The organism is Streptomyces sp. NPDC016677 (genome assembly GCF_055562815.1).
On the sequence record NZ_JBVHEO010000001.1, the window covers coordinates 602,685 to 617,015 of the forward strand.

General features: G+C 72.3%; 10 protein-coding genes and 1 pseudogene. 7 read left to right on the plus strand and 4 right to left on the minus strand.

What is annotated here, in order from left to right; genetic code table 11:
- Positions 1-76 precede the first annotated feature (76 nt).
- Positions 77-760 carry a SanA/YdcF family protein gene (locus tag ACZ3IG_RS02625; RefSeq protein ID WP_467428274.1) on the minus strand — a complete coding sequence of 228 codons (684 nt, stop codon included), beginning with the start codon at positions 758-760 and terminating at the stop codon, positions 77-79.
- Positions 761-948: 188 nt separating this feature from the next.
- Here ACZ3IG_RS02625 and ACZ3IG_RS02630 point away from each other — a divergent pair, with 188 nt between their 5' ends.
- Positions 949-1,713: a sirohydrochlorin chelatase gene (locus ACZ3IG_RS02630; RefSeq protein ID WP_467428277.1), complete on the plus strand. Its 765-nt coding sequence runs from the start codon at positions 949-951 to the stop codon at positions 1,711-1,713.
- Between the two features lie 80 nt (positions 1,714-1,793).
- On the opposite strand, the gene ACZ3IG_RS02635 is transcribed toward ACZ3IG_RS02630, so the two are convergent.
- The gene (locus ACZ3IG_RS02635; protein WP_467428278.1) at positions 1,794-2,630 is read right to left on the minus strand and encodes an enoyl-CoA hydratase/isomerase family protein; all 837 of its coding nucleotides are present in this window, start codon (positions 2,628-2,630) and stop codon (positions 1,794-1,796) included.
- A gap of 108 nt (positions 2,631-2,738) precedes the next feature.
- Between ACZ3IG_RS02635 and ACZ3IG_RS02640 the strand changes: the two genes are divergently transcribed.
- The 6 genes and pseudogenes from ACZ3IG_RS02640 (at position 2,739) to ACZ3IG_RS02665 (ending at position 10,575) form a co-directional block, all read left to right on the plus strand.
- Positions 2,739-3,164 (plus strand): winged helix-turn-helix transcriptional regulator, encoded by a 426-nt coding sequence (locus ACZ3IG_RS02640; RefSeq protein WP_467429162.1) that lies wholly within the window; start codon positions 2,739-2,741, stop codon positions 3,162-3,164.
- Between the two features lie 49 nt (positions 3,165-3,213).
- A complete protein-coding gene (locus ACZ3IG_RS02645) occupies positions 3,214-4,482 on the plus strand; it encodes a deoxyguanosinetriphosphate triphosphohydrolase (RefSeq protein ID WP_467428280.1) in 1,269 nt (422 codons plus the stop codon).
- Positions 4,483-4,560: 78 nt separating this feature from the next.
- Entirely contained in the window at positions 4,561-5,823 is a 1,263-nt protein-coding gene (locus ACZ3IG_RS02650; protein WP_467428282.1) for an NAD(P)/FAD-dependent oxidoreductase, read from the plus strand.
- 29 nt (positions 5,824-5,852) lie between these two features.
- A complete protein-coding gene (gene dnaG / locus ACZ3IG_RS02655) occupies positions 5,853-7,760 on the plus strand; it encodes a DNA primase (protein ID WP_467428283.1) in 1,908 nt (635 codons plus the stop codon).
- 82 nt (positions 7,761-7,842) lie between these two features.
- Positions 7,843-9,139: pseudogene (locus tag ACZ3IG_RS02660) on the plus strand (RNA polymerase sigma factor).
- 137 nt (positions 9,140-9,276) lie between these two features.
- Positions 9,277-10,575 (plus strand): SGNH/GDSL hydrolase family protein, encoded by a 1,299-nt coding sequence (locus ACZ3IG_RS02665; RefSeq protein ID WP_467428286.1) that lies wholly within the window; start codon positions 9,277-9,279, stop codon positions 10,573-10,575.
- A 60-nt stretch (positions 10,576-10,635) separates the two neighbouring features.
- On the opposite strand, the gene ACZ3IG_RS02670 is transcribed toward ACZ3IG_RS02665, so the two are convergent.
- Positions 10,636-12,564: an ABC transporter ATP-binding protein gene (locus tag ACZ3IG_RS02670; RefSeq protein ID WP_467428288.1), complete on the minus strand. Its 1,929-nt coding sequence runs from the start codon at positions 12,562-12,564 to the stop codon at positions 10,636-10,638.
- Positions 12,564-14,297 carry an ABC transporter ATP-binding protein gene (locus ACZ3IG_RS02675; protein WP_467428290.1) on the minus strand — a complete coding sequence of 578 codons (1,734 nt, stop codon included), beginning with the start codon at positions 14,295-14,297 and terminating at the stop codon, positions 12,564-12,566. Before ACZ3IG_RS02675 ends, ACZ3IG_RS02670 begins: the two co-directional genes overlap by 1 nt.
- Positions 14,298-14,331 lie beyond the last annotated feature (34 nt).

Consider the following 14,331-nt stretch of genomic DNA (forward strand, 5'->3'; position numbering starts at 1 on the left):
GTGTTACGCGGCCCGGCGGCTCCCTGTTACGCGGCCGGGACGGCGACCTCCCCGTCACCCCGGCCCCGCCGTGAGGTCAGCGGCCCGCGGCCTCCAGCGCCCGCCGCACCCCCGGCTCCTTCGGCCCGAGGAAGCGCGGGTCGGGTTCGAACACCACGTCCAGCGCCGCCTTCCCCGCCGCGAAGATCTCCCGTACGGCCCCGTAGTACCAGGTCAGGTCGTGCCGGTCCGCCGCCGCGACGCCGTACGGCGTCACCCCCGCCGCCTCGCACAGCGCCACCGCCCGCCGGAGGTGGAAGCCCTGGCTGATGAGAACGGCCCGGTCGACACCGAAGATCTTCTTCGCGCGCACGCAGGAGTCCCAGGTGTCGAACCCCGCGTAGTCGCTGACGATCCGCGCGTCGGGCACCCCGTGCCGGACCAGGTACGTCCGCATGGCGTCCGGCTCGTCGTACTCCGCGCGGCTGTTGTCCCCGGTGACCAGGACCACCTCGATCCGGCCCGCCCGGTACAGCTCGGCCGCCGCGTCCAGCCGGTGCGCCAGGTAGGGCGACGGCTCGTCGTCCCAGAGCCCGGCGCCGAAGACGACGGCCACGTCGGTGCGGGGCACGTCGTCCACGGCACGCAGCCGGTCGCCCGTCACCAGGCGCAGCCACGCCCCGGGCAGCAGCGCCAGTACACACACCGCCACCAGGACCCGCGTCAGCCGCCGCCACCCGGCCCGGGTGCGCGGCAACCGCGGTCGCCACCGTCTGCGCATCGGGCTCCCTCCCAAGACGGCCCTCCTGGTTCTCAGGGACGTCCCACCGTCCCCGACGGTTCACAGCAGCTGCGAAAACCCGGGCCCGAGCCACCTCACACCGCCCACCCACCCCGCCGTGATCCCCCCGAAAACACCCGTGACGCCCGTGCAACGGGCCGGCAACCTCCCCCGGCGACGATCGACCCATGACGACGACCACCCTTCCCACCCCGCCGGGCTCCCCGCACGACCCCGACCCCGCCCTGGTCGTCGTGGCCCACGGCAGCCGAGATCCCCGCGCCCTGCGCACCGTACGCGCCCTGCTGGACCAGGTCCGCGCCCTGCGCCCCGGCCTGCCGGTCCACCTCGGCCACATCGAGCTGAACGAGCCCCCGCTCCCCGACACCCTCGCCGCCCTCGGCGACCGGGAGGCCGTCCTCGTACCGCTGCTCCTCAGCCGCGGCTACCACGTCAAGCGGGACATCCCCGAGATGGCCGCCGCCTCCCCGGTACGGGCCCGGGTGGCCGCCCCGCTCGGTCCGCACCCGCTCCTGGTGGACGCCCTCCACGCCCGCCTCGCCGAGGCCGGCTGGCACCGCCGCCGGGGCGACGCGGTCGTCCTGGCCGCCGCCGGCTCCCGCGACGCCGACTCCGCCGTGGACACCGGCCGCACCGCCCGCCTCCTCGCCGCCCGCCTCGGCGTCCCCGTGGTCCCCGCCTATGCGTCCACGGCCGCGCCGGCCGTCCCCGACGCGATCGCCGCCCTCACCGCCGCCGGCCACCGCCGCGTCGCCGTCGCCTCCTACTTCACCGCCCCGGGCCGCTTCGCGACGGAGACGGCGGCGGCGGCCCCGTGGACCGCCGCGGCCCCGCTCGGCACCCATCCGGCGATGGCCCGCCTGATCCTCCACCGCTACGAGGAGGCGGCGTCGGCCGCGCCGACGGCGCCTCTGGAGCTGGCGTCGGCCTGAGAGCATCCTCGCGCGGCGGCCACTGGCTCCACGGTCCCTGCCGGTCCGCGCCGGTCCCTACCGGTCGGCAGCGACGCTCCCTACCGGTCGGCAGCGACGCTCCGCATGACCGACTCCAGGTCGCGCTCGCCCGCCGGGGTCTGCGCACCGCGCTCCAGAGCCCCCGTCATGAGCCGGGCCGGCAGGTCACCGCTCACCAGCGCCGCCCATGCGTCGTGCTCGGCGCGCAGGCCGTCGGTCAGGTCCGCCGGAGGGACCAGCCGCTTGGCGGCGGCGATGAGCTCCGGGGAGAGCGCGGCGACCTTCTCCGCCACCCCGTCGACGAACGCGTCCAGCTCCGCCGCGGGCACCGCGCGGTTGATCCACCCGTAGGCGGCGGCGGTGTCCGCGTCCACCAGGTCACCGGTGAGCAGCAGTTCCAGCGCGCGGTTGCGCCCGACCCGCTCGCGCAGGTACTGCGTTCCTCCGCCTCCCGGAACGATGCCCATCAGCACCTCGCTCTGGCCGAGTCCCGCGGTCTCCCGCGCGGCGAAGGCCAGGTCGGCCGCCGCGACGAACTCGGCGCCGCCGGCCCGGGCCCTGCCCGCCAGTTTCACGATCGTCACCTGCGGCTGGTGGCGCAGCAGCTCGCCGACGCCCTGGAACAGATTGGCGTCCGGGTTGCGGTCCGCGATCTCCCGCAGCCCGTCCATCTCGTCGCCGATGCGGATGTCGACGTGCGCGATGAAGAACTCGGGGTTGGCGCTGGAGAACACGATGACACGGACCGCGGGGTCGTCCCGCAGCGCCCCGAGGACGTCGTGCAGTTCCCGGATCAAGGTCCCGCTGAGCACGTTGACCGGGGGATTGTCCAAGGTGATCCGTGCGACTCCGGCATCGATGCCGACACGGAGCGTCGTGTACTGGTCCAGGTGCATGAGTGTCCCCAAGTGTGCGGTGGGCTAGTAGGTTTGCAACGCATACCAACCCTGGGACCCGCGCCATGAAGCGGTCAATAACGCACTTATGGACAACCAAGGATCATGATGGATACCAATCCCTCGCCCCAGCAGTCCCAGTCCCAGCAGTCACGGCCGCCCCAGCCGCCCCGTGGCACTCCTCGGTTCAGCGCGGAGTGCCCGAGCCGGCCCATCCTCGATCAGATCTCCGACAAGTGGTCGATGATGGTCCTGGCGGTCCTGGAGCGGCCGACGCGGTTCAACGAGATCAAGCGGCAGCTGGAGGGCGTCACCCAGCGGGTGCTGACCCAGACGCTGCGCAGGCTCGAACGCAACGGCATGATCCGGCGCCGGGTGCTCGAAACCTCCCCGCTCGGCGTGGAGTACTCCCTCACACCCCTCGGTGAGTCGTTCCGCGCTCCCTTCACACGCCTGTACGAATGGACGGTCGAGCACAGCGACGAGATCCTGTCGGCGCGGCACGCGTACGACGCGCGGTCATCGGGGCGGTAACGCTCCGGACGGAGCGTCCCCGCACGCGCGCACCACGTACTGTCGATCCATGGAAGGCACCGCACCCCACACCCCCTACGACCCCACGTCAGTGGCCCGCTGGGCCCCCGAGCCCGACAAACGCCCCGGCCGCACCGCCTTCCAGCGCGACCGCGCCCGCGTCCTGCACTCCTCCGCGCTGCGCCGCCTCGCCGGGAAGACGCAGGTCGTCACCCCCGGCGACCCCACCCCCGCCTGGGACGCCAGCCCCCGCACCCGTCTCACCCACTCCCTGGAATGCGCCCAGGTCGGCCGCGAACTCGGCGCCGCCCTCGGCTGCGACCCCGACCTCGTCGAGGCCGCCTGCCTCTCCCACGACCTGGGACATCCCCCCTTCGGCCACAACGGCGAATCCGCGCTGAACGAGTTCGCCGAGGACTGCGGCGGCTTCGAGGGCAACGCCCAGTCCCTGCGCCTGCTCACCCGCATCGAACCCAAGCGCTTCACCCCGGACGGCCCCGTCGGCCTCAACCTCACCCGGGCCACCCTCGACGCCGCCACCAAGTACCCCTGGCCCAGAGGCGCCCACCCCACCGACCCGGCGTCCCCCAAGTTCGGCGTCTACGACGACGACCGCCCCGTCTTCGACTGGTTCCGCGAAACCGCCCCCGCCCCCGGCCGCATCTGCTTCGAGGCCCAGGTCATGGACTGGTCCGACGACGTCGCCTACTCCGTGCACGACGTCGAGGACGGCCTGCACGCCGGCCACATCGACCCGGACCGCCTGCTCGCCGACCCCGAACGCCGGGCCGTCTTCGACACGGCCCGCGCCCGCTACGCGCCCCCCGGCACCGACCCCGCCGAACTCGCCGCCGCCCTCGACCGGCTCCTCGCCCAGGAGTGGTGGCCGCACGGCTACGACGGCACCGCGCTCGCCCAGGCCCGTCTGAAGGACGCCACCAGCCAGCTCATCGGCCGCTTCTGCCTGGCCGCCGAGGCCGCCACCCGCGCGGCGTACGGCACCGGCCGCCTCACCCGCTACACCGCCGAACTGGTCGTCCCCCGCGCCACCCGCCTGGAGTGCGCCGTCCTCAAGGCCGTCGCCGACCGGTACGTCATGCAGCGCGACGAACAGGAACGCCTCCGCGCCGACCAGCGGATCGTCGTCGCCGAACTGGCCGCCGCCCTCACCCGCCGGGCACCGGACGGCCTGGACCCCCAGTTCCGCGCCCTGTTCGACAAGGCCGTCGACGACCGCGCCCGCAAACGCGTGATCGTCGATCAGATCGCCTCCCTCACCGACGCCTCCGCCCGCTCCCTCCACGCCCGACTGAGCTGATCGGACCACCCCTCTTCCCGCGGCCCGCTCCGTGCGGGACGCTCGCAGGTGGCGGAACGCTGACGAGGAGGCAAACAAGTGGTCGACGCTGATCAGACATTCGTCATCGTCGGAGGAGGACTGGCCGGCGCCAAGGCGGCCGAGACGCTCCGCGCGGAGGGCTTCTCCGGCCGGGTGATCCTCATCTGTGACGAACGCGACCACCCCTACGAGCGCCCCCCGCTCTCCAAGGGCTACCTCCTCGGCAAGGAGGAACGCGACAGCGTCTTCGTGCACGAACCCGCCTGGTACGCCCGCAACGACATCGAGCTGCACCTCGGCCAGACCGTCGTCTCCGTCGACCGCGCCACCCGCACCGTGCACTACGGCGACGACGGCACCCGCGTCCGCTACGACAAGCTGCTCCTCGCCACCGGCGCCGAGCCGCGCCGCCTCGACGTCCCCGGCACCGGCCTGGCCGGCGTCCACCACCTGCGCCGCCTCGCCCACGCCGAACGCCTCAAGGGCGTCCTCGCCGCCCTCGGCCGGGACAACGGCCACCTGGTGATCGCGGGCGCCGGCTGGATCGGCCTGGAGGTCGCGGCGGCGGCCCGGGAGTACGGCGCCGAGGTCACCGTCGTGGAACGCGCGCCGACCCCGCTGCACGGCGTCCTCGGCCCCGAGCTGGGCGCCGTCTTCGCCGAGCTGCACCGGGCGCACGGCGTCCGCTTCCGCTTCGGCGTGTCCCTGACCGAGATCGTCGGCCAGGACGGCGTCGTGCTGGCCGCCCGTACCGACGACGGTGAGGAGCACCCCGCGCACGACGTGCTCGCCGCGATCGGCGCCGCACCGCGCGTCTCGCTGGCCCGGGCGGCCGGTCTGGAGATCGCCGGCCCGGCCGACGGCGGCGGCATCGTCGTCGACGAGGCCCTGCGCACCTCGGACCCCGACATCTACGCGGCGGGCGACGCGGCCTCCTCCCCGCACGCCTGCGGGACCCGCCGCCGCGTGGAGCACTGGGCCAACGCCCTGAACGGCGGCCCGGCCGCCGCCCGCTCCATGCTGGGCAAGGAGATCACCTACGACCGCGTGCCCTACTTCTTCTCCGACCAGTACGACCTGGGGATGGAGTACAGCGGATGGGCGCCGCCGGGGACGTACGACGAGGTGGTGATCCGGGGGGACGCGGGCAAGCGGGAGTTCATCGCGTTCTGGCTGAAGGACGGGCGGGTGCTGGCCGGGATGAACGTGAACGTGTGGGATGTCACAGAGGACGTCCAGCGGCTGATCCGCACCGGAACCCCGGTGGACGCGGAGGCGCTGGCCGATCCGCGCGTCCCCCTCGGAAGCCTCGGCGCCTGAGTGCCGTACCGCCCCCGTAGAATTCACGCGTGGCTGGACGGATCAACGACGAGGACGTGAAGGCGGTACGGGACGCGGTCCCGATCGACGCCGTCGTCTCCGAGTACCTCCAGCTGCGCAACGCGGGCGGCGGCAACCTCAAGGGGCTGTGCCCGTTCCACGACGAGAAGTCCCCGTCCTTCCAGGTCAGCCCCAGCAAGGGACTGTTCCACTGCTTCGGCTGCCAGGAGGGCGGCGACACCATCACGTTCGTGATGAAGATCGACCACCTCACCTTCTCGGAGGCGGTCGAGCGGCTGGCCGGCCAGGCCGGCATCACCCTGCGGTACGAGGAGGGCGGGTACAACCCCTCCCACCAGCGCGGCGAGCGCATCCGCCTGGTCGAGGCCCACAAGGTCGCCGCCCAGTGGTACGCCGAGCAGCTCGCGACCTCCCCCGAGGCCGACGCCGGCCGGGTCTTCCTCGCCGAGCGCGGCTTCGACCAGGCCGCCGCCGAGCACTTCGGCGTCGGCTACAGCCCGCAAGGCTGGGACCACCTCACCCGCTACCTGCGCGGCAAGGGCTTCAGCGACAAGGAACTGCTGCTGTCCGGGCTCGCCCAGGAAGGCCGCCGCGGCCCCATCGACCGCTTCCGCGGCCGGCTGATGTGGCCGATCCGCGACATCGGCGGCGAGGTCGTCGGCTTCGGCGCCCGCAAGCTCTACGAGGCGGACAACGGGCCGAAGTACCTCAACACCCCCGAAACCCCCATCTACCGCAAGTCCCAGGTCCTCTACGGCATCGACCTGGCCAAGAAGGACATCGCCAAGGCGTCCCGCGCGGTCGTCGTCGAGGGCTACACCGACGTCATGGCCTGCCACCTCGCCGGCGTGACGACCGCGATCGCGACCTGCGGCACGGCCTTCGGCACCGAGCACATCAAGATCCTGCGCCGGCTGCTGATGGACAACGGCAGCGCCCGCGTGATCTTCACCTTCGACGGTGACGCCGCCGGGCAGAAGGCGGCCCTGCGGGCCTTCGAGGACGACCAGAAGTTCGCCGCCGAGACGTACATCGCCATCGCGCCGGACAACATGGACCCCTGCGACCTGCGGCTGGCCAAGGGCGACGAGGCCGTCGCCGACCTGGTCGAGCCGCGCACGCCGCTGTTCGAGTTCGCCCTGCGGCAGATCGTCTCCCGCTACGACCTGGACACCCCGGCCGGCCGCGCCGCCGCCCTGGACGAGGCCGCCCCCGTCGTCGCCCGCATCAAGAACAGCGGCGCCCAGCACGAGGTCGCCGTCCAGCTCGCCGGGATGCTCGGCATCCTCGACACCCAGTTCGTGGTCAAGCGCGTCGGCCAGCTCGCCCGCTGGGCCCGCGAGCGCGGCGGCAGCGCCGACCGGGGCCCCGCTCCCGGCGGCCCCCGGCAGCAGCAGTACGCCCCCGCCCCGGCCGCCCCCAGCGGCCCCTCCCTCACCCTGCGCAACCCCGTCTACGCCACCGAACGGGAACTGCTCAAGCTCGCCCTCCAGCGCCCGGAGCTGGTCTCCCCGGCCTTCGACGCGTACGGCGTCGACGAGTTCACCGCCCCGCCCTACGCCGCCGTACGCCAGGCGATCCTGGACGCGGGCGGCGCCGAGCCCGGTGTCGAGGACCCGCAGGAGTACCTGGTCAGGGTCCGGGAGGCGGCCCCCGACGACACCGTGCGCGCGATGGTCACGGAACTCGCCGTCGAGGCGATCATGCGCCGCGCCGTCGACGAGGTCTACGCCGGCGAGGTGCTGGTCCGGGTCCGCCGCCGCGCCGTCGAACGCCGCATCCGCGACATCCACGCCACCTTCACCCGCCTGGGCAACGGCGGCGACCCCGCCCACCTGGCCACCGTGCAGAACGAGCTGTGGGTGCTGGAGAAGTACGACCGCGCCCTGCGCGACCACGGCGCCGCCGCCCTCTGATACCGCGCGGTCACGGACCGGACGCAAAAAGTCACCGCACGCCCCTCGTGGCGGAGTTGTGTCGTACCCCACACTGGTGCCGGTGCCTGAGTCCTCGGAGCGCGGCCGATCCGTCCCCGACGGGTCCGGAGAACCCCGCGGTTCCGACCATCGCGTACGGGACGGACAGCGGCGAGGCCGCCGACTCCGTCCCCGAAGTACCGCTGCCGCACGGCCGGGCAGCGATCACCCTGGAGGTCGCACCCGTGCAGACCCAGACCCTCGCGCAGAGCGGCGCACAGACCCGCGCGGAGGCCGGCGGCGGCGCCGACGGCCCGGAACCGGAGGCCGCCGCGGACGTCCTCGCCGCGCTGCCCGGCCAGCACCGCGCCGCGCACCACCCGGAGGACCCGCCGCCCGCCGAAGCCGTGGAACCCGCCGCCGAGCCGGAGCCCGTGGACGCGCCGCCCGCCCGGGCCGACACCAGCGGCCCCTCCTCGGACCTGTTCCGCCAGTACCTCCGTGAGATCGGCCGCGTCCCGCTGCTCACCGCGGCCGAGGAGGTGGAACTCGCCCGCCGCGTCGAGGCCGGCCTGTTCGCCGAGGAGAAGCTGAGCACCGCCACCGACCTGGACAGCCGCCTCGCCCATGACCTGGACCGGCTGGTCGTCATGGGCCGGATGGCCAAGCGCCGCCTCATCGAGGCCAACCTGCGCCTGGTCGTCTCCGTCGCCAAGCGGTACGTGGGACGCGGACTGACCATGCTCGACCTGGTCCAGGAGGGCAACCTCGGCCTGATCCGGGCCGTGGAGAAGTTCGACTACGCCCGCGGCTACAAGTTCTCCACGTACGCCACCTGGTGGATCCGGCAGGCCATGTCCCGCGCCCTGGCCGACCAGGCCCGCACCATCCGGGTCCCCGTCCACGTCGTGGAGCTGATCAACCGGGTCGTCCGGGTCCAGCGCCGGATGCTCCAGGAGCGCGGCTACGAGCCGACCCCGGCCGAGGTCGCCGCCCACCTCGACCTGCTGCCCGAGCGGGTCAGCGAGGTGCTGCGGCTCGCCCAGGAGCCGGTCTCGCTGCACGCGCCGGTCGGCGAGGAGGACGACGTCGCCCTCGGTGACCTGATCGAGGACGGCGACGCCGCCAGCCCCGTCGAGTCGGCCGCGTTCCTGCTGCTGCGCGAGCACCTGGAGGCGGTGCTCTCCACCCTCGGCGAACGCGAACGCAAGGTCGTCCAGCTCCGCTACGGCCTCGCCGACGGCCGCCCCCGCACCCTGGAGGAGATCGGCCGCATCTTCGGCGTGACCAGGGAACGGATACGCCAGATCGAGTCCAAGACCCTCAACAAACTCCGCGACCACGCCTTCGCGGACCAGCTGAGGGGCTACCTGGACTAGTGAGACGGCGCCGATCGTGAGTTTGTTCTTGAGGTGAGCGGGACAAGAAAGCATCGTCCGCAAGCCAAGACAGAGTCGTCCCCGGCGAGGCGCTGATGTTCCTGATTCCCGAGCGAGCCCCGCGACCGAGCACGCGGGTGAGACGTACGGCGGCGGCCCTGTTCCTCACGCTCACCACGGCGGCCTCCCTGATCTCGGGCACGGCGGCCCCGGCCACGACGGCCTCCGGCCCGACCGCCGAGGCCACCGGCGACGCCGCCGCCTCCCAACGCTCCGGCGCCCGCGCCTGGTTCACCTCCTGGTCCAGCTCCCAGCACGACCTCGCGCCCACCACCCTCACCGACCAGACGGTCCGCATGGTCACCCACCTCAGCCAGGGAGGTGACGCCGTGCGCATCCGCGTCCAGAACACCTTCGGCAAGACCCCCCTCACCGTCGACGCCGCCACCGCCGCGCTCACCGACGGCGGGAGCGCGGCGACCCAGGGGCGCCCGCGCCCCGTCACCTTCGAGGGCCGGCGGCACGTGGTCGTCCCCGCGGGCGGCGAGGTGTGGAGCGACGCGACCCGGCTCGCGACCCGCGCCCAGAGCGACGTGGCGGTGTCCCTGTCCGTCTCCGGCACCGTCGTACCGGGCCGGCACGACACCGCCTTCCGCACCAACTACCTCACCGAGCCCGGCACCGGCGACCACACCGCCGACACCGACGCCGCCGCCTACACCAGGACCACCGGGTCCACCTACCTCGTCACCGCCGTCGACGTCCACAACCCCCGCCTGAAGGGCACCGTCGTCGCCTACGGCAGCTCGGTGGTCGACGGCATCGGCTCCACCGACTGCGGAACCGGCTGCACCGAGCTGGGCACCAACCGGCGCTGGACGGACGACCTGGCCCGCCGGGTCACCGCCGAACTGCCGCCCACCCGGCAGCTCGCCGTCGCCAACGCCGGCGTCAACGGCACCACCAGCGCGGCCGACTGCCCGAACCTGGGCGACGCCGTCCGCGGCCTGGACGCCGGAGCCCGGCTGGAACGGGACGTGCTGTCCCTGCACGGAGTCACCGCCGTCCTGTACTACTACGGCACCAACGACCTGCCCGCCGGCTGCGACGCCGACCAGATCCTGGCCTCCTACCGCTCCACGTTCCAGCGCCTGCACGACGCGGGGATCGAGGTGTACGTCACCCCGATCACCCCGCGCCCCGGCTACACCGACCAGCACAACCGGACCCGGCACACCGTCAACACCTTCGTCACCAAGTGGAACGGCTGCGCCGGCACCTGCGACGGCATCCTCGACTTCGACCAGGTCCTCAAGGACCCGGTGCGGCCGAACAGCATCAACCCGCCCTACGACACCGGCGACGGCGTGCACGCCAACATCACCGGCCAGCAGGCCCTGGCCGACACCGTCTCCCTCCCCATGCTGGTGCCCTAGGGCCTGTCGTCACATTCCCGCCCCCCCTACGGGCGGACGACCGGAAGGTGACGACAGCCCCTAGTCGACCTCCGCCACCGCCTGCGCGAACTGCGCCTGGTACAGCCGCGCGTACGCCCCGCCGGCCGCGAGCAGCTCGTCGTGCGCGCCCTGCTCCACGATCGACCCGTTCTCCATGACGAGGATGGTGTCCGCGTCCCGGATGGTGGAGAGCCGGTGGGCGATGACGAACGAGGTCCGCCCGTGCGCCAGCTTGGCCATCGCCTTCTGGATCAGCACCTCGGTACGGGTGTCCACCGACGACGTCGCCTCGTCCAGCACCAGGATCACCGGGTCGGACAGGAACGCCCGCGCGATGGTGATGAGCTGCTTCTCACCGGCGCTGACCCCCGTGCCCTCGTCGTCGATCACGGTGTCGTAGCCGTCGGGCAGCGTCCGTACGAACCGGTCGGCGTGCGCGGCCCGCGCCGCCTCCTCGACCTCCCCGCGCGTCACCTCGCGCGCGGCCCCGTACGCGATGTTCTCCGCGATGGTGCCGCCGAACAGCCAGGTGTCCTGGAGCACCATCCCGATCCCGGCGCGCAGTTCGTCCCGCGACATCTTCGCGATGTCGACCCCGTCGAGGGTGATCCGGCCGCCGGACACCTCGTAGAACCGCATCAGAAGGTTCACAAGGGTCGTCTTGCCGGCCCCCGTCGGGCCGACGATGGCGACCGTGTGCCCCGGCTCCACCTTCAGCGACAGATCCTCGATCAGCGGCTTCTCGGGGTCGTACCGGAACGACACGTGCTCCAGCGCCACCCGCCCCCGCAGCTCGGCCGGCTTCTCGGCGGGCACCGGGTCCGCGCTCTGCTCCTCCGCGTCCAGCACCTCGAAGACCCGCTCGGCGGAGGCGACGCCCGACTGCACCAGGTTGGCCATCGACGCGACCTGCGTCAGCGGCATCGAGAACTGCCGGGAGTACTGGATGAACGCCTGTACGTCGCCGATGGACAGCGAGCCGGACGCCACCCGCAGTCCGCCGACCACGGCGACCAGCACGTAGTTCAGGTTGGACACGAACATCATCAGCGGCTGCATGACCCCGCTGTTGAACTGCGCCTTGAACCCGGCCTCGTACAGCGCCTCGTTCTGCTCGGCGAACCGCGCCGCCGACTCCTCCTGCCGCCCGAACACCTTCACCAGGGTGTGCCCGGTGTACATCTCCTCGATGTGCGCGTTCAGCTTGCCCGTGGTGCGCCACTGCCGCACGAAGTGCGGCTGCGACCGCTTGCCGACGCGGGTGGCCACGAGGAACGACAGCGGCACGGTCACCAGCGCGACCAGCGCCAGGATCCAGGAGACCCAGAACATCATCGCCAGGACGCCGATGATGGTCAGCAGCGAGTTGATCAGCTGCCCCATGGACTGCTGGAGGGTCTGCCCGATGTTGTCGATGTCGTTGGTCGCCCGGGACAGCACCTCACCGCGCTGCCGCTGGTCGAAGTAGGACAGCGGCAGCCGCGACAGCTTGGTCTGCACGTCCTCCCGCAGCCGGAACATCGTCCGGTTGACCGCCCGGTTGACCAGCCGGGTCGCCACCGCCATCAGCAGTCCGGCGACCAGGAAGGTGCCGAGCGCCAGCAGCAGTACGTGTCCGACCGCCGTGAAGTCGATGCCCTCGCCCGGCGTGAAGTCGGTGGAGCGCAGCATGTCGGCGACCTGGCCGTCCCCGCGCTCCCGCATCGACTCCAGCACCTGCTCCTTGCTCGCCCCGGACGGCATCTCCCGCCCGATGATCCCGGCGAAGACCAGGTCGGTGGCGTTGCCGAGGATCTTCGGCCCGATCACATTGAGCCCGACGCTGACCACCACGCACAGCAGCAGCACACCGATCGTCAGCCGCTCCGGCCGGAACTGCCCGACCAGCCGTTTGCCCGACCCCTTGAAGTCCATGGAGTGCTGGTCGGGTCCGCCCCCGGCCATCATCCGCCCCGCCGGCCCGGCCATCAGGCAGCCTCCGCTTCCGTGAGCTGGGAGAGCACGATCTCCCGGTAGGTGTCGTTGTCCGCCATCAGCTCGTGGTGCCGTCCGGTGCCGACGACCCGGCCCTCGTCGAGAACGACGATCCGGTCGGCGTCCCGGATCGTCGAGACCCGCTGCGCGACGATGACGACGGTCGCCTCCGCCGTCTCCTGGGCGAGCGCGGCGCGCAGGGCGGCGTCGGTGGCGTAGTCGAGCGCGGAGAAGGAGTCGTCGAAGAGGTAGATCTCCGGCCGCTGGACGAGCGTCCGGGCGATGGCGAGCCGCTGCCGCTGCCCGCCGGAGACGTTCGTGCCGCCCTGCGCGACGGGCGCGTCGAGCCCGCCCTCCAGCCGCTCCACGAACGGCTTCGCCTGCGCGACCTCCAGCGCGTGCCACAGCTCCTCGTCGGTGGCGTCCGGATTGCCGTACCGCAGGTTGGTCGCGACGGTGCCCGCGAACAGATACGGCTTCTGCGGCACCAGCCCGACCGTCTTGGCCAGCACCTTCTGGTCGAGGGTCCGTACGTCCGCGCCGTCCACCAGCACCTCCCCCTCGGTGGCGTCGAACAGCCGGGGGACCAGCCCGAGCAGGGTGGACTTGCCGCTGCCGGTCGAGCCGATGACGGCGGTCGTCTCGCCCGGCCGGGCGAGAAGCTCGACGTTCCTCAGCACCGGCTCCTCGGCCCCCGGATAGCGGAAGCCCGCCCCCCGGATCTCCAGCTGCCCGTGCCGTCGCAGCTCGGTGACCGGCGCGAGCGGCGGCACCACACTGCTCTCGGTCTCCAGCACCTCCATGATCCGCTCGGCGCACACCTCCGCGCGCGGCACCATCATGAACATGAAGGTGGCCATCATCACGGACATCACGATCTGCATCAGATAGGCGAGGAACGCCGTCAGGTCGCCGATCTGCATCCCGCCGCTGTCGATCCGGTGCGCCCCGAACCAGACCACCGCGATCGACGACAGGTTCACCGTGGTCATGACCACCGGGAACATCAGCGCGAGCAGATTGCCGGTGCCGACCGCCACCTCGGTCAGCTCGCCGTTGGCCTTCCGGAACCGCTTCTCCTCGTACGCGTCCCGCACGAAGGCCCGGATGACCCGGTTGCCGGTGATCTGCTCCCGCAGCACCCGGTTCACGGTGTCCAGACGCACCTGCATGGCCCGGAACAGCGGCCGCAGCCGCCGTACGATCAGCGTCACGCAGATGCCCAGCACGGGCACCACCGCGACCAGCACCCCGGACAGCGGCACGTCCAGGCCGAGCGCCAGCACCACGCCGCCCACGCACATGATGGGCGCCGACACCATCAGCGTGAACGTCATCAGGACCAGCATCTGGACCTGCTGCACGTCATTGGTGGTCCGGGTGATCAGCGACGGCGCGCCGAAGCGGGCGACCTCACGGGCGGAGAAGGACTGCACCCGGTCGAAGACGGCACCGCGCACGTCCCGCCCGAGCGCCGCGGCGGTCCGCGCGCCGTAGTACACGGCACCGATGTTGCAGACGACCTGCACCAGCGAGATGCCGATCATCAGGGCGCCGTAGCTCAGGATGTAGCCGGTGTCGCCGTTGACGACACCCTGGTCGATGATGTCGGCGTTCAGGGTCGGCAGGTAGAGGGTGGCGCAGGTCTGCAGGAGCTGCAGGGCCACCAGCAGAGCGATGGGCTTCTTGTAGGGCCTGAGACAGGTCCGCAGCAGTCGTATGAGCACGCTCGGTCTCTCGGAGTCGGCGGTGGGGCGAGTG